General features: G+C 44.7%; 15 protein-coding genes, 1 tRNA gene and 1 pseudogene. 9 read left to right on the top strand and 8 right to left on the bottom strand.

Going from position 1 to position 22385, the window contains the following annotated elements:
• Positions 1–5: 5 nt before the first annotated feature.
• The gene (locus tag ACLGGO_RS20520) at positions 6–1895 is read right to left on the bottom strand and encodes a hypothetical protein (RefSeq protein ID WP_446420694.1); all 1890 of its coding nucleotides are present in this window, start codon (positions 1893–1895) and stop codon (positions 6–8) included.
• A gap of 43 nt (positions 1896–1938) precedes the next feature.
• Between ACLGGO_RS20520 and ACLGGO_RS20515 the strand changes: the two genes are divergently transcribed.
• Entirely contained in the window at positions 1939–2241 is a 303-nt protein-coding gene (locus ACLGGO_RS20515) for a hypothetical protein (RefSeq protein ID WP_446420693.1), read from the top strand.
• Positions 2242–2283: 42 nt separating this feature from the next.
• Here the strand turns inward: ACLGGO_RS20515 and ACLGGO_RS20510 are convergent.
• A tRNA-His gene (locus ACLGGO_RS20510) sits at positions 2284–2356 on the bottom strand.
• A 118-nt stretch (positions 2357–2474) separates the two neighbouring features.
• Between ACLGGO_RS20510 and ACLGGO_RS20505 the strand changes: the two genes are divergently transcribed.
• The 3 genes from ACLGGO_RS20505 (at position 2475) to ACLGGO_RS20495 (ending at position 5216) form a co-directional block, all read left to right on the top strand.
• Positions 2475–2873 carry a DUF4359 domain-containing protein gene (locus ACLGGO_RS20505; RefSeq protein ID WP_446335227.1) on the top strand — a complete coding sequence of 133 codons (399 nt, stop codon included), beginning with the start codon at positions 2475–2477 and terminating at the stop codon, positions 2871–2873.
• Positions 2874–3076: 203 nt separating this feature from the next.
• Positions 3077–4534 (top strand): Asp-tRNA(Asn)/Glu-tRNA(Gln) amidotransferase subunit GatA, encoded by a 1458-nt coding sequence (gatA, locus tag ACLGGO_RS20500; protein WP_446420692.1) that lies wholly within the window; start codon positions 3077–3079, stop codon positions 4532–4534.
• A 160-nt stretch (positions 4535–4694) separates the two neighbouring features.
• Positions 4695–5216 carry an alpha/beta hydrolase gene (locus ACLGGO_RS20495; protein ID WP_446420691.1) on the top strand — a complete coding sequence of 174 codons (522 nt, stop codon included), beginning with the start codon at positions 4695–4697 and terminating at the stop codon, positions 5214–5216.
• Positions 5217–5513: 297 nt separating this feature from the next.
• On the opposite strand, the gene ACLGGO_RS20490 is transcribed toward ACLGGO_RS20495, so the two are convergent.
• Together ACLGGO_RS20490 and ACLGGO_RS20485 are read right to left on the bottom strand one after the other, a co-directional pair.
• The gene (locus tag ACLGGO_RS20490; protein ID WP_446420690.1) at positions 5514–5651 is read right to left on the bottom strand and encodes a hypothetical protein; all 138 of its coding nucleotides are present in this window, start codon (positions 5649–5651) and stop codon (positions 5514–5516) included.
• Between the two features lie 80 nt (positions 5652–5731).
• A complete protein-coding gene (locus tag ACLGGO_RS20485) occupies positions 5732–12394 on the bottom strand; it encodes a CHAT domain-containing protein (RefSeq protein WP_446420689.1) in 6663 nt (2220 codons plus the stop codon).
• A gap of 484 nt (positions 12395–12878) precedes the next feature.
• On the opposite strand from ACLGGO_RS20485, the gene ACLGGO_RS20480 reads away from it, so the two are divergent.
• Positions 12879–13433, top strand: coding sequence for a phage tail protein (locus tag ACLGGO_RS20480; RefSeq protein WP_446335781.1), 555 nt, complete (start codon positions 12879–12881; stop codon positions 13431–13433).
• Between the two features lie 65 nt (positions 13434–13498).
• Here ACLGGO_RS20480 and ACLGGO_RS20475 read toward each other — a convergent pair whose 3' ends face one another.
• The 4 genes and pseudogenes from ACLGGO_RS20475 to ACLGGO_RS20460 form a co-directional block, all read right to left on the bottom strand.
• Positions 13499–14251, bottom strand: coding sequence for a PEP-CTERM sorting domain-containing protein (locus ACLGGO_RS20475; protein ID WP_446420688.1), 753 nt, complete (start codon positions 14249–14251; stop codon positions 13499–13501).
• Positions 14252–14968: 717 nt separating this feature from the next.
• Positions 14969–15994, bottom strand: a complete 1026-nt coding sequence (gene obgE / locus ACLGGO_RS20470; protein WP_446335783.1) for a GTPase ObgE — start codon at positions 15992–15994, stop codon at positions 14969–14971.
• Between the two features lie 147 nt (positions 15995–16141).
• Positions 16142–16843 (bottom strand): Mo-dependent nitrogenase C-terminal domain-containing protein, encoded by a 702-nt coding sequence (locus ACLGGO_RS20465; protein WP_446360326.1) that lies wholly within the window; start codon positions 16841–16843, stop codon positions 16142–16144.
• 247 nt (positions 16844–17090) lie between these two features.
• A pseudogene (locus ACLGGO_RS20460) lies at positions 17091–17316 on the bottom strand (DUF433 domain-containing protein).
• Positions 17317–17509: 193 nt separating this feature from the next.
• Between ACLGGO_RS20460 and ACLGGO_RS20455 the strand changes: the two are divergent.
• From ACLGGO_RS20455 to ACLGGO_RS20440, 4 genes are all read left to right on the top strand, one after another.
• The gene (locus ACLGGO_RS20455; RefSeq protein ID WP_446420687.1) at positions 17510–18721 is read left to right on the top strand and encodes an RNA-guided endonuclease InsQ/TnpB family protein; all 1212 of its coding nucleotides are present in this window, start codon (positions 17510–17512) and stop codon (positions 18719–18721) included.
• A 33-nt stretch (positions 18722–18754) separates the two neighbouring features.
• Complete coding sequence (locus ACLGGO_RS20450; RefSeq protein ID WP_446420686.1) at positions 18755–19615, top strand: MOSC domain-containing protein; 861 nt, start codon at positions 18755–18757, stop codon at positions 19613–19615.
• Positions 19616–19834: 219 nt separating this feature from the next.
• Entirely contained in the window at positions 19835–20311 is a 477-nt protein-coding gene (locus ACLGGO_RS20445; RefSeq protein WP_446420685.1) for a thiol-disulfide oxidoreductase DCC family protein, read from the top strand.
• A 175-nt stretch (positions 20312–20486) separates the two neighbouring features.
• Entirely contained in the window at positions 20487–22385 is a 1899-nt protein-coding gene (locus ACLGGO_RS20440; protein WP_446420684.1) for a glycosyltransferase family 39 protein, read from the top strand.

Below are 22385 nucleotides of genomic sequence, written 5' to 3'. Positions count from 1 at the left end.
TCCTTTTATTGCCCCGACCCAACACCAGTAATAGTGTTTTCGTCAATAAGTTCCGATTGTGCCTGCACTTTATCTCTTTCCTGACTTTCTTTTACTGGGCTGTTGTCTGGTCTGGTTCGCGGATCTAAAGCTTCCAAATCTGATTCAAATTTTTTAGTTTGCTCATCCAGCTCTTTCTTCGCATTTATTACGTTCGCGGTTTCTGACAACACTATGGACAATGCATTCGCTGCATCATCCAGATTATTCAATCGATCCAGTACCGCAGATGATGGCGTAACATTTTCAGACATCCAGTTAAAAGAGCCCTCTGCGATAACTCTATCCCTTAACAATGCGTTCCCGATTTTGCCGCTATTTTCTGCCGCAAGAGAGGAAACCGCCAACGTGCTGTCTCCAATGGATCGAACAGTGTCTATTACATTAGCAGTACTCCTGTAAATGTTATTCCAAAGTGCCATCTCCTGGCGAAAGCGATTGTATCGATCAACCCCAACAAGTCTAATAATCCAACCCTGTACGGTCGTCCCAATCACCTGATTAACATCGATTTGCTGATCCTCTGAATCTTTAAACACAAACTCGTTCAAGCCAAACGATAAATGATCTCCCAGGGATTGAACTAATGATGCGCTAAGCTGACCAGCATTGTGCAGAGTGACCAACAGATTGATCCAGCTTATAACTGGAGATTGACTTAACACATCTCCAATTCGGCTAAGTTTACCTGATATACCCCCCTTGAGTGGATTTCCAAGTTGAGTCAACGTTTTAGTGGTAGTACCATCGATCTTCTTCAATAAAGTTAACTGGCTGGCATTTAAACCAGCATTTAAAGCATCCAATTTATTGCTCAATGCATTTTGTCCTGTTTCAAGCCGACTTCTCGCCGCTGCGCCGGCAAGGCTACAGCCACTATTACAATTGGCTGTAGCTACCGCTCCAGGCAATCCGCTGATTTTTTGATTTAAATCATTGTTAAGTTTGTTAATTTTTGAATCCAAGCCGGCTACGTTCGCCGGGATTAATGCCAGCGGCGTTAATCCAGTTAGTATACGATCTAATTTTGGATCACTATATCTTGTGGTGTCGCGTTGCAGAGTCACTTCGCGCGTGACTATTCCTACTTGTCGAGACACTTCCTGAATTCTGTCTCTAAGCGGAGTGTAAATTGTCCTAGTTATTGTTTGTCCTACTTGTTCCGGGATTTTGGCGATTTCCCTGGTTGTTTCCCTGGTTACTTCCCTGGTAGTTTCCTTGATCTTATTTGGAATTTCTTTTAGGGCGGGCAGGTTATTTATTTTTTGCGGTATAAGTTCGATTTGCTTTGGTATCAATTCAAGCTTACTTTTGATTTCGTTGAGTTTCTCATCAGTTTTTGCTGAAGTACCAATGCGGCGAATCTCTTCTTGAATGATACGAAAATTCTGTACAGTGCTATTTCCGAAATTATTAAGAAATCTCTGTATCTCCTGAGAATACAGAGAGGTTCGAGTTGCAGCATATTCCGCGTTATTTGCTTTTTCCTGAATGATTACTTGGTTTTTTAAAACAGCATCTAACTTCAAAGAACTTACCTCGGCTGCATACTGAGCGTCATTTGCTTTTTGGGCGGCGGAGGTGCTTGCCTTCAAAATCTTAGATAAATATGCCCCTTGTGCCCAAAATTGCACTATATTAGCGATGCCAGCTACAGCGGAAACTATAGAGGCAACCATGGTTGCTATTTCAATCCAGCTAACCTTCCCCTTTCCAAGGAAGTCAGCCAATCCGTTGAGGTTAGCGTTTAACTTGAAGTGATTACTATTGACGTCACTTCTTAAGGTTTTTAGCTCTTTCTCTATCCGATCCAATTGACGTGTCAGATCGGTGCTACTACAAGTTCCTGCTGCCATTATGCTACTTTATTAAGTAAGTAGGACTATTGTACTAACTAAAATGGCTGAAGGTAAACACCGGCTCTACCGACACATGATCGCGACCGAACTTGGTACGACGGATCGGCATATTGGCGATCACAGGCTGGAGGAATTCAGGGATCGAGCCAAATTCTTGTCTAACCGATTAAGTACACTTTTAGAGGACGGCGGGTGGTCACATACATCCAAAGAACTTTTTATGGCCACAGTTGGCGCTGCGGCTTCCCGAAAGTACTTTCTGACTGACGAAGACCTGGAAAAGTTTGCGGCAAATTCCAAAAGGATAGCTGCCCGCAAAAAATTTATTTTTGATGATGAATAAGGAAGGTTTAAGGAATCCTATCTTGGGATACCTTGAACTTAGGGCGAACGATGGGACTCGAACCCACGAATGGTGGAACCACAATCCACTGCCTTAACCTCTTGGCTACGCTCGCCATACGGTTTATTAGTATAGCATCAAGTCGGGGAGTTGCACCAGTATTTATTGGTAATTTACCGGAACTCATAAGCTAGAGGGGAAAGTCATAACCAATGGAAGCTTGACTGAGTGACATGAAATCATTAAAAATTATTACAGTCTTGGGTGGAACGGCGTTAGTTGTGCTAGGAGTTGGACTAGCTTTGACGAATCCGGGTAAGGAGTCTTATGAGGAGTACGCCGTTGAACAACTCAGCACCTACCTCAAAGATGAAGTCTGCACTCAAACCCCCAAGCAATTGGAGTTTCTCAACCCTGATCCCGAATTCCTCAAGCGTCAATGCCAATCCCTCGTGGATACGGGACGCCCCCAAATTCAGCAAATTATTGACCAGCAGACAGAACAACAAAACTGGGTAATTTTCAGCATTTACCGCACCGATATTAACATCAGTCCCTTATTGCCCGCTTATCATTTTGAAACAGTGGGAGCTTTTCAACAGTTTTTGACCTATCAGGCGCAGAAAAAATAATGAATTCGAGTTTGTAATCAGTTTTGGTTTGAGTACACCACGGTTCTCAGGATACGGTGAACCATCAATCCTGTAGCTAGCTTGGCGCTTAACGAGTATCCTCTAGCTGTCTGGGAGTAAAGGAGTGCGATAAACCATTAATCCTGAATTTTTGCCAAAATACGAAAGGCAAACATGGTAAATCAGTATAAATAGGTACAAGCATGGCATCCATTCGTGAGCTGCACCAACAAATTATCGACAAAGAACGCACAAGTGTTGAAATCACGCAAGACGCCCTCGACCGAATTCAGGCGCTAGAACCCAAAGTCCATAGCTTTTTGCATATTACTGCAGACCATGCCCTAGAACAGGCACGTCAAGTGGATGCCAAAATCGCGGCTGGGGAAGAGATTGGCATGTTGGCTGGGATTCCAATTGGCATCAAGGATAATATGTGTACCCAGGGTATTCCCACCACCTGCGCCTCTCGGATTCTGGAAAACTTTGTCCCGCCTTATGAGTCTACAGTGACTCAAAAACTTAAGGATGCGGGTGCTGTCATGGTTGGCAAAACCAACTTGGATGAATTTGCCATGGGGAGTTCCTGCGAAACCTCTAGCTATCAACAGACGGCGAATCCATGGGACTTATCCCGCGTTCCGGGGGGTTCCTCTGGGGGTTCGGCTACCGCTGTTGCGGCTAGCGAATGTGTGGTTGCTCTCGGTTCGGATACAGGGGGTTCAATTCGCTTACCGGCGTCATTCTGTGGGATTGTCGGGATGAAACCCACTTACGGCTTAGTGTCTCGTTATGGTTTAGTCGCTTATGCGTCGTCGTTGGATCAAATTGGTCCGTTTGGACGAACAGTAGAAGATGCGGCTATTTTACTTAATGCGATCGCAGGCTATGATCCGAATGATTCAACCAGTCTCAAGCTGGAGATTCCTGAGTATACCAAATCCCTACAACCTGATTTAAAATCCCAAGGTCTCAAAATTGGCATTATTAAAGAAACCTTTGGTGAAGGCTTAGAGCCCATCATTGCCAAAGCTGTTCAAAAAGCCATTGAACAGCTCAAAAGCCTAGGCGCTGAAGTACAAGAAATTTCTTGTCCCCGATTTCGCTATGGGTTACCCGCTTACTATATTATTGCTCCCAGCGAAGCCTCAGCCAACCTAGCTCGCTACGATGGCGTCAAGTATGGATTTCGCACGCCGGAAGCAGAAAATCTCCTGGAGATGTACAAAAAAACTCGTGCAGCCGGTTTCGGGGCGGAAGTCAAGCGCCGGATTATGTTGGGTACTTATGCTCTATCCGCCGGCTATTATGACGCTTATTACCTAAAAGCACAAAAAGTTCGCACTCTAATTAAGCAAGACTTCGAGCAGGCGTTTGAAAAGGTTGATGTTTTAGTTTGTCCCACCGCCCCCACTACTGCATTTAAAGCGGGAGAAAAAACCTCAGATCCGTTAACCATGTACTTATCTGACTTAATGACAATTCCCGTTAACTTAGCCGGATTACCAGGAATGAGTATTCCCTGTGGATATGATGACCAAGGATTACCTATTGGTTTGCAGCTAATTGGGAAAGTTTTGGGCGAACAACAGTTATTTCAAGTCGCCTATGCTTACGAACAGTCTACGGATTGGCATCTCAAGCAACCACCACTTAAATAGAGCAGGGGGAGCTGGTGAAGACGTAAGGCGTGGAACTATGGTGAGCAGGGGGAGACAATTTTTCGGGGCGGGTTTGACCGATAACATTATCGAGAAAACCGATAACTTGACTCGCGCCCGCCCTGCTGGGAAAACAAGGTGAGTCAAAAATAGCATCAAGATGAAGAATTATATTTTCTTTCTGGGAAAGAGGTTACTAATCCTAGCGGGAATTGTCGCCATCGTTTATCTATTAGCCTGCATCTCTATCCGGTTAGGGCAAAATCGGCTAGTTTTTGTTCCCTCTAAGACGATTAAAACCACACCAGCAGACTTGGGATTGAGTTATCAAGAGGTGTGGATACCTGTTTCTCCTGGAAAGCAAGAACGTCTCCATGGGTGGTGGATTCCCGCCACCTCCCCCCAAATCGGGGTGCTGCTTTATTTACATGGGAATGGGGAAAATATCGGCGCGAATGTCGAACAGGCTATGGAATTTCACCAATTGGGTTTGGATGTCTTGTTATTTGACTACCGAGGCTATGGTGAAAGTGACGGGAAGTTTCCCACTGAAACCCAGGTTTACCAAGATGCTCAAGTGGCGTGGGATTATCTGGTGCAGCAAAAGGGTATTCCTCCCCAGGATATTTTCGTATATGTTGACGCTCCTCGCACTTTTAGGGCGAGGATTCTTGGTTCTTAGACACACCTTACAATTATCTATCCTTACGGCAATCCTTAAACCAAAAGCCCGTAGAAAACTACCAAGCGTCGAGTTTAAGTCAGCTAATCCCAGAGGGAGCCTGCTCCCCAAGCGTAATGGTACTTTGTCGAGAGTGTCTGATGCATCCGTTTTCTCTCTTTCCCTGTGTTTCTGTCCGCCCGACAGTACACTTGTTTTTAGTCTCACGACTAACGCATTTTGCACTTTTGGAGGTATCGGCACTCGTTTAAGTCCATGCGTTTTTTTAGAGGTTTCTCGCGCCTCACGTACTAGCATCTACTTTACGTGATAATTATCGATTTCTCGATTGGCGATACTCACGACTTTCGCCCGTGCTAGACTACTCTTATAGTGTAGCAGATTAACCACTACAATGTCCAGAAATAAAACATTAAAAGTGGCTAGAAACTTCATCAAAGGCTTGTCGAAAAAGTCCCGATGGCAGGGGGAGGCTTGAGACCCAAGTTTTCGGTCATATCATGTTTATTCCCCCATTACCAAGGATTACCAATTAGGGTAAAGGAACTCCAATAATAAGGATGGCTGTAGTTTTGGTTAATCGACGGAAAATCAGATAGTAAGGGAATACTACTTTTAGTGGTGATTAAGTGATCGTCTTCTCGTTTCACTTCACCTCTAAGCATTGCTAGTTGTGCCTTTCGCAAAGCTTCGGCTTTGGTTGAACTTTGTTTGAGTGTCTCGTAAAATGTACTCATCAATCCCAGTGTCCCTTCATCACTAACATACCAGAGACTGCCCAAGGCTGACTTGACTCCAGATTGTACTGCTAATCCCGTAAATCCTAACTCTGCTTCCTCATCACCTAACGCTGTGCGACAGGCACTTAAAACTAAAAGTTCCACGGTTGGTTTATGCCAATCTAACCGCCACATCTGATCCAATCTGAGTTTATTGTCCCCCCACAATTGGATATAGGAATCCATCGGTTTCCCCGGTTTAAATTCGGCATGGGTAGCTAAATGAATAATACCATACGTCGCTTTGCGCCGAGCTTGCTGGAGATTATTCAAGGTAAACTCTTCATTGAGAAAGGATTCACCTTGCCACACCTGATCTGCAATCACTTGTAACTCTATGGGAACACTGGGTAAAGGCGCCTTATCTGGAAACTTTGAAGCCCCCATTGCCAAAACCGAATCATCTTTGACATCTCGATAACGAGTATCGGTGAGACTGAGGCTAGGCATTAAGCCGACACTATAGTTCTCAATGATAAACTGCTTACCATCATACAAAGCAGCAACAGGTATAGAACGTAAGCCTGTGTCCATGATAAATGCCAGATGCTTGATATCTTGCGCGGCTAAATCAGCAGCTATAGGTTGAATCAACCATTGATACATCTGGTAAGCCGGTGGCAGATAGTTCTGGTCATCGATTACATTCGTTACAGTGCGACGAAATTGAGCTGCCATGTTGAGAACTTCTGCTCTGGTTACATTAACCGATCGCCGGATAGGTTGTCCATCGGCAGAAATGAGAATTAATTCTAGGCGATCGCTCGGTTGCGGGGTTAGCGATCGCAATAAACTGGTATTATTTGGCGCAACGTCTACACCTTCAGGCACTGCGCTAATCGTTTGTGGGGCAAATACTACATAAATTACCGCCGACTTCACCCCTGTTGCTGCTGCATTTTGGCGTAAGATTTCTCGCGCTTGTTCTAAGGTAATCCCTGCCCGTCTTTCTGTGCCAAAATACTTTTCATAATCTAGACTAAATAAGTTATCAATCTCCATCACCCCAGATTCATCCTTTTCAACTGGGGGTTGATTTTTATGGGAATCAGTGGTGGTTAAATCAATGGGGTTAACGGGGATATCTGAGGTTTCGTCAACGCTAATAATCCGAATATTGCCTTCAGTGTGGGTAAAGGGAAAGGATTGGAAAGGAGTGATGGTAAACTCACCACTGGTAATGGCAGCAGCTGTGCCGTTAATTGTTGCATCTCCCACATTAAAGGGAATGATGCCTTCTCCCCCATGACGAATTGTGATATCGCCGCCACCCTTCCCACCGGCTGTAGAAATGCTGGTTTCCCTACCATTGTGGAAAAAACTGCCAATTGCCCGAAAGACGCGATCGCTCTCTATCTCAACCTTGCCCCCTCTGCCATTACTTCCCCCCTGTGCGTTAATCGAACTCACCTCGATATATTCACGGGGATCAAGCCTAACATTACCGCCATCGCCGATATTACCACTGGAATTGATTTCCCCAGCATCAATACTTACCTCAGCCTCAACCAAAATATCACCACCCATCTCCGCCGAGGAATTTAAGTTTTTACTATTCACCCGATCCTGATGGCTAGTCAGACGAATATCACCCCCAACCGTTGTAATATTACCCGTAGTAATGGTATTACCCGTTGTCAGTTCAACTGCCCCTCCAGAGGTTTGCACATCCTGTAGATTAATTGTGCCAGTTCCTGTTATATGCTTCAGACTAGCCGCCCTAATCAAATTACTTGCTCTGAGGTTATTGGCATTGAAAATAGTCAGATTGCCCAATGGAGTAGTTTCACCCACACTATCTGTAAACGTGATATTTCCTATTCCTGACGTCAGATTTAGATTCGCCGCACCACTACTCCCTTCAAGGGTATTATTAAACTGGATATCACCGCCATTTGTCGTCAGGAACGTATCGCCTTGTAGAATCGTTGGAGCATTAAATTCAATAGAACCGTTTGCTGTTGTCACCTCACCTGCAAAATTCAGTGGATTAGCGCCATTGAGTTGAAAATTTCCGGTGAGATTAATCCTGACTGACGTTGGACTATCTAAACGATTACTGAGAATAGTAAGATTGCCGATTGGGGTGGTGCTACCTACTGTTTCGGGTAATTGTACCGTACCCCTTTCCGCGATAAGGTTCAGGCTTTCTGTTCCATTTCTACCATTCATTTGATTGAGCAAACGAATATCACCAGAACTCGTACTCAGACGACTATCACCCGTCAGCGTCACTGAACCCTTTTGTCGCCATGTTCCCGTCAAATTAATAGTAGTAGCAAAATTTATATTTCCATTAATGGTGAGGTTATCCAATGGGGTAATTGTGCCGATAGGATTATCAAGCGTAAGACTCGTACCCGGATTAAGTTCGAGGTTATAGTTTCCGTCAAGCGTGTTATTAAAAATAATCGTACCCGCACCGCCTGTCGTGAGAGCAGTATCGCCTGTTAAGTTAATCGGTGCATTGAATTCCAGACTACCATTCTGCGTTGTAATTTGACCCACCAGCTCCAGGGTACGACTGGAAATCGTTAGATCGCCCATTAGGTTAAAATTGGCAGCCTGATGAATAATTCCTCCATCATTTCCCTGATGATCAATTGTCAGATTATTCGCATTAATATTACCTCCTAACCTAATGTCACCACTTTGATTATGGGTTAAGCCTGCCCCCGTATTCAGAGCGATGTTAAGATTTCCTTCACCTGTATCAATTGTTATTGCATTTGCCAATACGATTTCCGCGTCACCCCGATCTCGCTGGGAATCAACCACCCCATTTGCCAGGGTTTCGTTGGCGATTAACGTTAAATTTCCGTTGTCTGTCGTTATATTATCGTTAATAAAAATACTGCGTCCGGCTTTAAACGTGAGGTCGCCGCCATTGCCGCTAAGATTATCGATATCCAGTGGACTATTCAGAGTAATATCATTATTGGCTTGCAGTACAACGGCTGTACCCGTATTCAGAGTACGCTCTAAAAAGGTAGGAGAAAACGTTAGCGAAGCATCAGGAAAACGAGCAAATGTTAGATTTTCCGGGACGCCGACTGTTACTCGACCACTACCTTCCTTGGCAAATTGTACCCAAAAGGTCTGATTAACGGGGTCATTAACGACTGTACCTAAACCGGAATCCGACGGGCGACCGATAATGCTATTTTGATCGCTGATACTGTTTTTACCATTCCAGGTTTGTCCAGTACTCCCATCCACCCAAGTAACGGCTCCTATATTATTGTCCCAGTTGGGACTACTTACACCATAATTGCTATTATTTAATTCAATAACGCCGCCACTACCCACTTGATCATTCGTCAAGTTTCCCACTAAACTTTTGAGTTCGCTAATTTGACCGATAGTCTCGGTTGTGGCGTCACGCCAAGTCACAGCACCTCGGTTATTGTTCCACTCCGGACTACTAATCACATAATTTCCATTCCTCAACGCGGTGACACCGCCACTACCAATGCGGTCAGAGGATGCTGGAGTTCCGACCAAACTATTCGTCTCATCCACGACATCAATAGTACCAATAGTGCCATTGCCCTTAGTGATTGCTCCTTGATTATTATTCCAGTCAGGGCTGTTGACAATATAATCGCCATTAGCAAGCGCAATAACACCCTCAATTCGGGAAGGAAAACCTGGAACACCATTACCAATTTGGTCTCCTGCTGTACTACCGACTAAGCTATTGATTGTACTTACTTGCTCATTGCCAGTTGGCAGATTGCCATCCCGCCAAGTCACTGCTCCTCGATTATTGTTCCAGTTGGGACTGCTAATCACATAATTTCCATTAGTCAATGCAGTGACACCACCACTACCAATTTGGTCTTGTTCTTGGCTACCAATGATACTGTTATTTTCTGTGACTGAACCCGTGGTTAAACCGTTGATAGCATCAACCCAGGTAACAGCGCCCACATCCTGCATTGCTCCGTTGTTCCAGAGGGGACTACTAACAACGTAATTGCCGTTACTCAGCGCTGTAACACCAGCACTACCAACTTGATCCCCTGTCTGAATGCCAACCAAACTGTTGCTGGCATTTACTTCTCCTGTAGTCCCAGTCCTACCATCACCCCAAGTCACGGCTCCTCGACTAAAATTTGTGGCATTGTCTTCCCAGAAGGGGCTACTGACAACATAATTTCCGTTTTCCAGTGCAGTTACACCGTCAAAACCATTTTCAACAAATCCCACCAGATTATTTGGGCTAGCACCAACTAAACTGTTGCTGGCATTTACTTCTCCGGTAATCCCTTTCGTGCCATTACCCCACGTCACCGCTCCTCGGCTTTCCCCCCAAAACGTGGAGTTGACCACATAATTGCCATTGTTTTTGAGCGCCGTTACACCATTAAGACCAACCTGGTCACCAGTCTGAGTACCAACTAAACTGTTAGTTGCGTTAACCTCTCCCGAAATCCCAGTTGTGCCATCAGCCCACGTCACCGCCCCTATATCTGTCGCCCCTGTAACCCGATTATTCCACTGGGAACTGACGACGACGTAATTGCCATTACTCAGAGCCGTAACACCACCACTCCCCACTTGGTCATCGGTTTGACCCGTCAGTATGCTAAGTAATCCTCCAGTTGAACCATCGAACAGGTAAACCGCACCCGCATCATTCCCACCCAAGTTATCTCCTGGCTTCGTAACCGCCACATTTCCTGTACTTAACGGCACAATGGCATCGCCAAACCCGGAACCATTACCAGCATTCGGATCAGCAAGATCAAACTGGGGAATAGCGCCTACACTATCATCAATTACGATATTTTTCGGATCGAGTAACAGCGTCCCGGCTAATCCATCAACAGCCCCCACATCAACAGTACCCGTCATTGCCAGCGAGTCTTTCCCCGACACTTCCACAAAACCGCCGTCACCGCTAATCGCACCACCTCGCGCCTGAATCGTTCCAGAAAATTGAGTCTGTTGATCCGACCAAACAATTACCCGTCCTCCACTTCCGGTGGTTAAGGCGTTGGCGTTTAGAATACTGCTATGATTCACCACCGTAGTTTGGGCATTAATAGCGTCTGATGTCTGTCCCTGAAAATCACCACCCACTAAAATCTCACCGCCGCCACTGTTACCACTGACATCAATATCTGCTGCTAATAATTGGACAATCTTAGCAAACAGATGGACTGTACCTCCCACCTCTCCCGTCGCCTGAATGTCTCCTGAAGTGGTTAAGACAGTATCGGCGTTACCCTTAAATTCAATCACGCCTCCCTGCTGAGAACCATTTGCCCGGGTTGTGGCGCTAGCAGTTTGAATCACCGTACCTGTAGAATTAACCTGAATTTTCCCACCATTCCCCTGGTTTCCCCCAACACTCATTAGTCCTGTGTCTAGGAAATGATGAGTCTGAATCTGAATATTACCTCCATCCGCCCCATCCCCTGTCATAGAACCGAGATTCTTTACCCTAGAACCAACGACATGAATTGTGCCACCCTGATTTGTATCGGTGGTGGATAGTTGCCCTTCATTGACGACTTGACCGCTATTCCCCGTGAGTAAAACGGGTAAATCCAAGGGACTAATCGGTAATTGCTCCCCAGTGGTGGAGCGAGGGGGTGTAATCTCTAAGGTGAGGGGGCTTCCCGGTTGACTGATTCTGATCAAATTCTCACCCGGTACAGCCGCGATCGCAACTTGTCCTCCTGGTGCAGTTAGTTGCCCTGTATTGGTTATACTACCACCTGCTAAGGTTAAAGTCTGACCTTTTCCCACCTCTAAATTGCCATGATTAATAATCGCTGCTGAGTCAGCCAAGTCAAACGCTAAGGTTGTGGGAGTCCGAATTAAATTTTGATACCGATTTTCACCGAACGCATTAAACCAGTTCTCAGTACCAAAGCCAATCCCCGTCGCCGTCGTTGCCGTAAATGCCGCCGGAACATTAAGCTGGGTATCAGCACCAAAAATGATCCCCGCCGGATTCATTAAAAAAAGATTAGAATTTCCCCCTGTCACCTGAATTAAACCATCAATCACGGAGGTATCTCCACCAACCACCCGTCCCAGAATGTTGCGAATTTGGGGATCGGAGATAAAGTTAGCAATTTGATCGGGGGAAAGTCCAAATTGCTCAAAGCTATGGAAGAGATTCTCGCCATCTCCAGAAAGCGTTCCCCCCTGAATATCCAAGCGGTTCCCTTCAGGGTTGACTCTGGTGTTCGTACCATCGGCGGCTGGGGTAATGGATTGAGCCTGAGCCGAGGGCATCGAGTCCAGCCAACCTATCCCCCAGTTTAAGGTGCCTTCGCCGTTAGAAAACCGTCCTGTTTCGGGAAAAATTGGGTAGGGAATTATGCCGGTGAGGAAAACACCGACAAACAAACAGCGAAGGCACAATGGGATAGGTTTCATCGCTTGCCCTCCAATCAGGTAGAACTTGCCAAGTCCAGCATACTTTATATTATCTGTCCAAAATAACAGCAGGATTTAAACCAACTTTTCCGTTGAACCACAGTCTGTACGCTTGTGCCTAAGTCCTAAACCGTTGAGGACTTACTCCTTGTTGTTTTCCTCCACTGTACACAAATTAGGCATTGCAGAACTCAGTGTTATTCAGGAGTTTTACCACTTCACTTTAGCTTGAGTATTATTTTTTGTAAAAATAAAAATATCCGCGCCACGTTGATAGCGCTTAACCTTAAGCTTTGTAACATAAGTTTCTTGACGGCTTGGTAAAGTTTAGCTAAATTACTATGACATTAAGCTCTAAACAAAACGAATGGAGTCCTGACCCCCAAGAATGATTACATCATTTCCTGCCTTTTTTTTAGGGCTAAAGGGAGCCGAGAGAAGTTTTAGCGAAACGTTACCTTATGGAAAACTTGAGGAGTTGATTATGACAGAACCTTTTATCGGTCAAATTGCCATGGTTGCTTTTGATATAGTTCCCGATGGTTGGTATCTTTGCGACGGTAAATTACGCAACGTAACAAGTGGCGTAAACGATGTTCTAGCGACAATTTTGGCAGGAAAGTACAATCAGCCTGGTGATCCAACACAAGGCGTTTTTCGCGTTCCTGATTTAAGAGGTCGTGTTCCTCTTGGGATTAACCCAATGCCAGGGAATAGCTCTCCTGCTTCTGGTGTAAGTACCTATACCTTGGGTGCAAAAGGAGGTTCAGAAGCGGTTGAGTTAACCGCAGCGAACCTACCAGAAATTCAACTGAAATTAAAAGCGACGAATGCTGACTCTAACGCAACGAGTCCGAGTGAATCTGCTCTTTTGTCGAAACCCAGAAGTAGCATCTATGCAACGGGAAGTACTAATTTTGTGGAAATGGACTGTATTTCTACTATCGGGAGTAGCCAGAACAACGCCCACAATAATCTTCAACCTTACTTAGCGATTAACTTTATCATCGCCTACCAAGGAATCGATCCACGCACCTAGATTACACCTCATGGTATCCTAACCGTAGGGGCGCACGCGACGTGCGCCCATGCTCTTTGAGTGGGTTAACGCTGAGTTATTTTCTTGGTCAAGCTAGAACCACAACCCACCGCCCCCAGAACAAAGATACCTAAAATAGAACTTGGTTCAGGAACTTCTGTTTGAGGTTCTTCAAACGCTTCTCCAACTTCAATGTTGTCAATCGCAAAGCTATTAACCTGAAAACCAGGTTGTTCACTCAACTCCTCAGAAACAGGTGCCTCTAGCCCTTTAAACTCAACCCGACTCAAGTTACCCCACTGTTGATTAAACATTACCGTTTGAAAATCTTTTAGAGGTTCATGTCCATCCGTAATACCATCAAAGGAAATTATTTTTGTAATTGAACCGCCTCCGGCTAAAAAGCCCACAACCTCAACCGTTTGGGCTTGATCCTGGGGTTCTCCCCATTCGGCTAAGTCGAAGCTGACTAATGAAAATGGAGTTGCATCACCTTTAGACAGGATGACAGGATTGATAAACGACTCCAATGTTTTGTCGTCTACTAAATTCCGGATTATAAAATAGGTACTGTCATTGTGTGCCTCAAATACATTATTCGCTAAAGCATACTGCGTTTGTTCAGGTGGGAGCGTCGGCTTGAATAAAAAATCCTGTGATGTTATTGGTTTTGAGACATCTTCATTATGATTCGGTTCAATCGAATTATCTTCAAAATCAATAACAAGCGCTTGGGCAGCAGTGCTGCTTAATACCGCTATTAATGCAGCCAGAGCTGTCGTTAGTGATAATTTGCCAATGACCTTTGAATGAGCCATGATGAAATGCATATCCCAAAAATTTAAAACTGATTTGTGGAGATGCCTAGCCCTGATGGAAATCAAGAAGAATTGAATGTGCAGCAAGCCCTATCTAATTGGTTTTCTTTTTTGAGAAATTTTCTACCTTTAATCCCTGAGTTTCCTTACGGTTTATAATCGCATCTTTCCAAGTTAAAAAACAAGTTTTATCGCGATTATTTACAGAAAAAATACAATAAATAGGACTTCAATAAAGCTTTGATAAACTTTGCTTCGGATTTAAAATTGGATGAAAAATTAGATAGATTATTCTACCGCAGCCATTAATTGTCTACGTTTCCCATCAATCTAATTTTTCCAAAAACCCTGTTTGAGCAAGACTTCTCGGACTCTGGCTCTGCGCTGAAACCGGAAGTCTTACCACTGTTGTCAGAAAAGCTATCAATATTACGGTCTGCTTTTCTTGAAGGTATATTTATCTCATGGAATTAAACACGGTGTAGACGTTGCTCAAGAGAAACAGAATGTTAGCACCTTGGATAAGGGTGTAATTTTACCTTCATCCTTTCGTCACCCCGTTCCGGAATTTTGGGCTGAAATTTTCGTTTTCAGAATAATTATAATTACTTATTTGACAAATTCATTTATATAAAGTAAAATAAATTCTTTTTTTTACAACAAACGTTAAAGAGGAATTATCGCTGTTGCCATAGAGGAAAAGAAAATAGGTGAGTCTCAAAACTGGGTCACAGTTTCTACCGATGCATCTTTTAGCTGTTCCAAAGACTGCCAAACCTTTTGCAGCATAGACTCTAACCCCGTCTGAGTCACGGCGGAAATTTGGAAGACGGGTACATGGGTTAAGTGATTGAGTTCAGTCGCCAGAAGTTCTACCGCCTCTGAATCAATAGCATCTATCTTATTGAGTGCCAAAATTTGGGGGCGTTCTGACAATCCCCGTCCATAAGCCTGTAACTCGGCTTGAATGGTTTGATAATCGCCTATCGGATCATCAGCCGTAGCGTCAATCAGGTGCAGTAATAAGCGCGTGCGTTCGATATGGCGGAGAAAGTCATGCCCTAACCCCGTTCCCAGATGCGCCCCTTCTATTAATCCGGGAATATCGGCAAACACTGTTCCATCACCCGTAGGTTTCCGAACCACACCCAAATTCGGCACTAACGTCGTAAACGGATAATCGGCAATTTTCGGGCGTGCAGCAGAAAGGGCGGCAATGAGGGTAGACTTACCTGCATTGGGTAAACCAATAATTCCCACTTCTGCCAGTAATTTCAACTCCAAACGTATGCGGCGATATTCTCCAGGGAGTCCGGGTAAGGCATAATCAGGAGCGCGATTGCGATTGCTCAAAAAATGCTTGTTCCCTAATCCTCCCTTACCCCCCTTGGCAACGCCAAAGGTTTGTCCAGGTTGGACTAAATCCCCTAGAACTTCCTCAGTATCCGCATCATAGATAACTGTACCGCAGGGAACTTGAATCGTGCGATCGCGCCCATTAGCACCCGTCCGATTATTCGGTCCGCCGCGTCCACCATTGTCGGCTTGGAAGCGATGGGCATATTTGAAATCCAGCAAGGTTTGCAGGTGTTCAGCCGCCACCAAAATCACATCTCCCCCTCGTCCGCCATTCCCACCCGCAGGTCCCCCCGCCGGCACATATTTCTCCCGCCGGAAGGCGACAATACCATCGCCGCCCTTTCCAGCTTCTACTTCAATTTCCGCTTGATCAATAAATTGCATTATTTGTCATTAGTCATTGGTCATTCGTCATCTGTCAAAGACGTCTTACGTTTAATCTAGTCGGGGCGGGTTTATTACATCTGGGTGAGGGAAGACATGATAGTAGTGAAAAGAGCCCCTACAGACGAATAATGACACATCTCTACATTAAAAATATTTAGAGACATCTTCGCCCCGTTCATCTGCCAGATAGGATAATGCCCGGAAGCGCAAGCCGACTAACTGATCATAGAGGGGATTGAGCTTACACATTGCTGGAATGTGGGCGACTTTGCGACCAAATAGGTTGACATCCCGTTCAAACGGACATTGAGAGGGAATAATATTACACACGAATCGGGCAACTCGTGGGTCATGAACTTCCATCCCATCCAGCCATTTGCGTAAAGGGTGGAGAATATCCGAATGGGGATGGGGAGATGTTCCCGGTTGCTGGGCATCTTGGTGGGCAACATCCGTGGTATTCATACCCTCACCATCGTAAAGGGTATGCCGTAGGGCATTCAATGCCTCGATTTGCAGTCCTAGCGCTTCGCAGAACTCTTGCAGAACATTGTCTTCCGTAGCTGAGTAGATACCATCTGCCATCGCTACCATGACAGCTGTTCTGATAAAATTCTCGGCGGTATGCAAGTCATGACCTAACACCGCAGCCAGTTCTTCAGCAGAAATGGTTTGTTCAACCGACTGTGGGTCTTTATCCACCTCCAGGAGTTCATGAGTCAGTTGAGAAACGATCTCTTTTTCTTCGGGATCAAAGTGACCATCAGCCCAAGCTACGGTACACAACCCGCGCAGCCAAGCCGAAATTTGGTCTTCGGTGTAGGGAGATTGAGTGACAGCCGTCATAATTATCTAAATAAACTCGACGAACATGATGTAAGAGCGAACCTTGGCAGAGTCCTAACGGGTTGTAAGCTGGGAGACTAAACGACTAAGGTATAGCAACAACGGCATTACCCTACCAGGGTTGGAACTGTTTCCACTCTTAATCTTAACTACTGCGGAAGAGAAGTTCTGGTCACTATCGGCACAATCAGGCTGAGACGATTGGTAATCAGCAAGTTCCCGCTTCAAAGGTCGGGGGGCGCACTCATCAAGCAGGATTCGCATAAGCTGTCAGCATTTCCTTAGCCAATTCAAGGGCTGCGATCGCTTGCTCACGTCGAACACTGGGAAAATGATCTAAGAATTCGTCGAGTCGCTCGCCAGCTTCCTTGATAATCGAGCAACGTTTCAAAAGGTACACGAGTTCCAACAAAAACAGGGGTTCCTCCCAGGATGTCAGGGTCGCTATGAATAACACGCGCTGCGGTTTTCATGTCAGTCATTCCGTATAGTAGGAGTTCCTCTGATCTTAGCCTACTGGTGTAACACAGCTAGCTAAAATTGTGGGATAGATTTTACGGTTAAATCGACGGTATTGTAAAGTTTCAATAAGAATATAGTCAGATGTAGTCATGTTGGGTAATATATAGATATGAAACTTTCAGACTATGCCAATAACGGACAAGAATGCGACTAGCGGAAAGACATATTATTAAAAAAGGGCATTGTTTTTGGAGGTCGATAGATCGCTTGTCTTGGCAGTCTAAAAATCTTTACAACTCAGCCAATTATCTCATCCGTCAAAACTGGATTTATGGTCATGGGTATTTGACTTATAATCAGATGGCTTCTATGATGAAAAACACAGAGCCATACAAAGCCTTACCCGCAAAAGTATCGCAGCAAGTTTTAAGAGGATTAGATCGGAACTGGAAATCATTTTTCGCAGCGAACTCCGAATTTAAAAAGCATCCCGATAAATTTATAGGTAGACCGAAAATCCCTGGCTATAAAGATACCCAAAAAGGGCGAAATATTCTAATTTATACAATTCAAGCGATAAGTAAAGTAGCCAGAATAAAAGGAGTAGTCAAGCTGTCAGGAACTAATATTGAGTTGACCAGTCAAGTGGCTAACCGTATAGCAGAAGTAAGAATCATTCCGAAATGTGATTGTTATGTAATCGAGGTAATTTATGAAGAAAAAGAAGAGTTTTTAACCCCAAATGAAAAGATAGCAGCGATTGATTTAGGTATAGATAATTTGATGGCTGTAACTTCAAATCAACCGGATTTTACTCCTTTGTTGATTAATGGCAGACCGTTAAAAAGCCTCAATCAATTTTATAACCAACGTCGAGCGAAGTTACAATCTATCTTAAAAAGCAATCGTCAAAGTTCCCAGAGAATTCGTCGTTTAACCCGTTGCCGTAATCAGAAGATAGATAATTATCTTCATCGAGCTAGTCGTTATTTAGTCAATCTCTTAGTTGACCAAGATATCACGACTTTAGTCATTGGGAAAAATGACGGTTGGAAACAAGAAGTGAACTTAGGAAAAGTCAACAATCAAAAATTTGTGACCGTTCCTCATGCTCGATTAATTGACAGGATTATTTACAAATGTCAATTAGCAGGAATATCGGTGATTATTCAAGAAGAATCCTATACTTCAGCTGCTAATTTTTTGAATTTAGATCCTCTCCCCGTTTATGGACAGATAACTGAGAAACCCGTTTTTAGTGGAAAAAGAATTAGACGAGGTTTATATCGTACAGTAATGGGGGTTCTTGTTCAATCTGATGTCATAGGTTCCTACAATATTTTACGAAAAGCATTCCCAAATGCGTTTAACCGCTATGGGATAGAGAGGTGCGTAGTTCACGATTATGAGAATTAATCTCTCAAAGTAAAAGCGAAGGGAATTTCTGCAATGAAATTCAGTCTGTCTATATTTGACTATACTTTTACCAACTATAAACCCATGACTTCTATTCACTTAAGTGGAATCTATATCTACCCAATTAAGTCAGCAGGCGGGATAGCGCTGGAAGAGGCTCAAGTGAGCGATCGCGGTTTACAATATGACAGACGCTGGATGCTAGTGGATGAGCAGGGTAAGTTTCTCACCCAGCGTCAATTTCCTTCCATGGCGCTGATTCAGGTGCGGTTCGGGGAGGGTAAGTTAGTCGTGGAAGCACCCCACCAGCCCAGCTTATCCGTTCCCCTAGACTATGAAAGTAACCATCGCCTCCGGGTGCAAGTTTGGAATGATATCTGTCCAGCGATACCATTAGATCAACAGTTCAGTCAGTGGTTTAGCGAGTTTCTCCACATTCCCTGTCAGTTAGTTTATATGCCAGAGGACTCCATCCGCCCGATTAATCCGAATTATGCTGATCCCGGCGAACCCGTCAGTTTTGCCGATGGATTTCCCTTTTTGCTGATTTCCCAAGCCTCGTTGCAAGACTTAAACCAACGGTTAGAACAGCCTGTTCCCATGAATCGATTCCGCCCCAATCTTGTCGTTTCTGGCTGTGAAGCATTTGCCGAAGACAGTTGGCGTCACATTCGCATCGGTTCAATTCCCTTTCGCGTGGTTAAACCTTGTTCTAGATGTACAATTACCACGGTGGATCAATCTCAGGGTATACGAGGTAAAGAACCTTTAGCGACACTGGCAAACTATCGCCTACGGAATGGGAAAATTTTTTTGGGGCAAAACGTGATTCAAGAACAGTTGGGAACACTGCGGATAGGGGATGAGGTTAAAATTAAGAATTTTGGTGCATGATTGTACTTAGTGCAACATTTAACCTCACTAAAGCGCTTAAACAGCAGCATTTAGAGTAAGTACAGCATCACCAGTAATGGTCTATTCGGGATAAAGCTTGTCACTTTTTATGCTACATCTTGAAGTGCGAAGCCTGGGTCAATCTTAGAGAGCAATCCCCAATTTATTAATATTTGTTAAGATAAAGATAAAACCTTTGACAAACGAAGAAAAACGTTAATGTCTAGCGCTGAAACAATAACCCGCTCCCCTCAACAAGCCCCATCCTGGCAAATCAAGCTACTCTACGATGGTGAGTGTCCCTTGTGTCTACGAGAAGTTCACTTTCTCCAGCAACGGGATGCGGGTAGAGGATTAGTGGAATTTGTCGATATTGCCGATGAATCCTATAATCCTGAAGACCATGGCGGGATTGATTATGAAACGGCAATGGGACGCATTCATGCAATATTACCAGATGGTAAAATCATCAAAGATATTGAAGTATTTCGTACTGTCTACGAGATTCTAGGGATGGGTTGGATTTATGCGCCAACTCGCCTACCTATCCTCAATATTTTAGCCAATCAGATTTATACTATCTGGGCAAACTTACGCCTCAAACTGACAGGACGTCCTAGTTTAGCCACCTTAGTTGCTCAACGTCAACAGGGTTTAGATTGCCCAAATGAGCAAAAATGTCGCCTAGAACGTTAATCTAGAAATTATTTAGAGACGTGCCATGACACGTTTTTTATTGGCTAGGAGCGGGTTCTTTGTACTAGAATTTAGGACTGAATACTGACTTTATCGTCCAAGATAGTCGGTCGTTTCTCTTCCAGGCATAGTCTGCTAGGTTTGGAAAATTGATCCTCTGTTCCCTTTGAATATTTTGCAGTCCCGAAAAAACCTGAATCTACTCCTGCTACTGGTATGGATTGCTATTGGTGCGGCTTTGCGCTTCACCAATCTTACCCTGAAGTCCCCTTGGACAGATGAGTTTGCGACACTGGTGTTTAGCTTGGGCAATAGTTTTCAGGCTGTACCCCTAGATGAAGCGATTTCTTTAGAGACGCTGTTGCATCCTCTAAAACCTAACCCCGAAGCTGGCGTGGGAGTAGTTTGGCATCATCTGTTAACTGAGGATCACCATCCGCCACTTTATTTTATGCTCGCCCATGGGTGGATGCAGTTATTTCCCACTTCAGGAGAGTATATCTCACTTTGGGCGGCGCGATCGCTCCCGGCTTTTTTTGGTGTTCTCTCTATCCCTGGGATGTATGGATTAGGCTGGTTGGCGTTTCGTTCCCAGGTTGTGGCGCAATTCGCCGCCGCGATGATGGCGCTGTCTCCGTTTGGGATTTATTTGGCACAGGAAGCCCGTCATTATACGTTAGGTATTATTTGGGTCATTGCTTCCCTTTGTTGCTTAGTCGTGGCGGTACAGCATCTCAAACGCCGAACACCTTTACCCATTGGGGTGGTATTGGCTTGGGTTCTGGTGAATAGTTTCGGTATCGCTACCCACTATTTTTTTAGTTTGACCCTTTTTGCTGAAGGAATTGCCCTGATGGGATTGGGGTTGTGGCATTATCGTCTTAGGTGGAAACGAGGGATAGCAGAGGGAGCTGGGGGAGCTGGGGGAGCTGGGGGAGCAGAAATTACATTTAAAGCTTATCCGAGTAGTATTGGGAATACTAGATTATCTAGTGGTAGGGAAACCTCCGGTGAGTCATACCTAGAGAAGACGTCAGCCGCAAACTCTTTAACGTGGTGGCGGATTTTGGCGGCGGTGATGGGAACAGTAGTTGGCGGTTTGGTGTGGCTACCTGTGTTACAGGGAGGGTATGAACCCCAGATGGCGGATTGGATGATGCTGAACCGTGAAAGTTTGTTGAGTTGGATTAATCCGATTTTTCAGACGTTGGCGGCTTGGATTACGATGGTGTCGCTGTTACCTGTAGAATCGTCTTCCCTGGAAGTTGTCTTGGCGGCTGGGGTGGTAATGATGGGGTTCTTTATCGGGGTAATTCCCTTTGTCTATCGGGGGGGTAAAACCCTGGTACGACAGGAACAAACGCGCTGGGAGACTGGGGTTTTAGCGGGGTTTGTCTTGAGTGCGATCGCGCTATTTTTTGCGATAACTTATATTCTAGGCAAAGACTTGACCCGAGGCGCACGATATCACTTTATTTATTTTCCGGCTGTCATCCTCTTAGTCGCCGCCGCGTTAGCGGTGATATGGAAAACATCTCACAGGTTACCCAACCTTTCCCCTTGGCGAAACCGAGGTCAAATCGTCGTAGTGATGGTTGGAGTAATGGGACTATTGAGTGGGATTACGGTAGTCAATAACTTAGGCTATCAAAAATATTATCGTCCCGACCTTTTAGTACCGATTATTGAGCAAGCCTCCCCTTTACCCGTTCTCATTGCGACTACCCATAATACCTTAGTGCAAACGGGCGAAATGATGGGAATTGCTTGGGAGTTGAGGAATCATAACTCATCTGCTATTAATAATCCTCAATTTCTCCTGGCTCATCAAGACCAATATCGCTGTCAAGAGTCAACCTGTCAAGCCTCAATAACTCTTAAACAAACACTCGCCCAAATGCCACGCCCTCTAGATATATGGCTAGTTAACTTTAAAGCAACGGTAGCCGATTTACCCAACTGTTATGCTGAAGATTCTTCTGAGTATCAGGTAGGGGTGGATGGTTATAATTATCAACTGTATCACTGCCTTGCCGATAATTATGAAGGTTCCTCAGCGTCAGAGTTGCCGTAA

The organism is Coleofasciculus sp. (assembly GCF_046565525.1).
Lineage (GTDB): Bacteria > Cyanobacteriota > Cyanobacteriia > Cyanobacteriales > Coleofasciculaceae > Coleofasciculus.
This window is presented reverse-complemented; position numbering and strand designations above follow the sequence as displayed.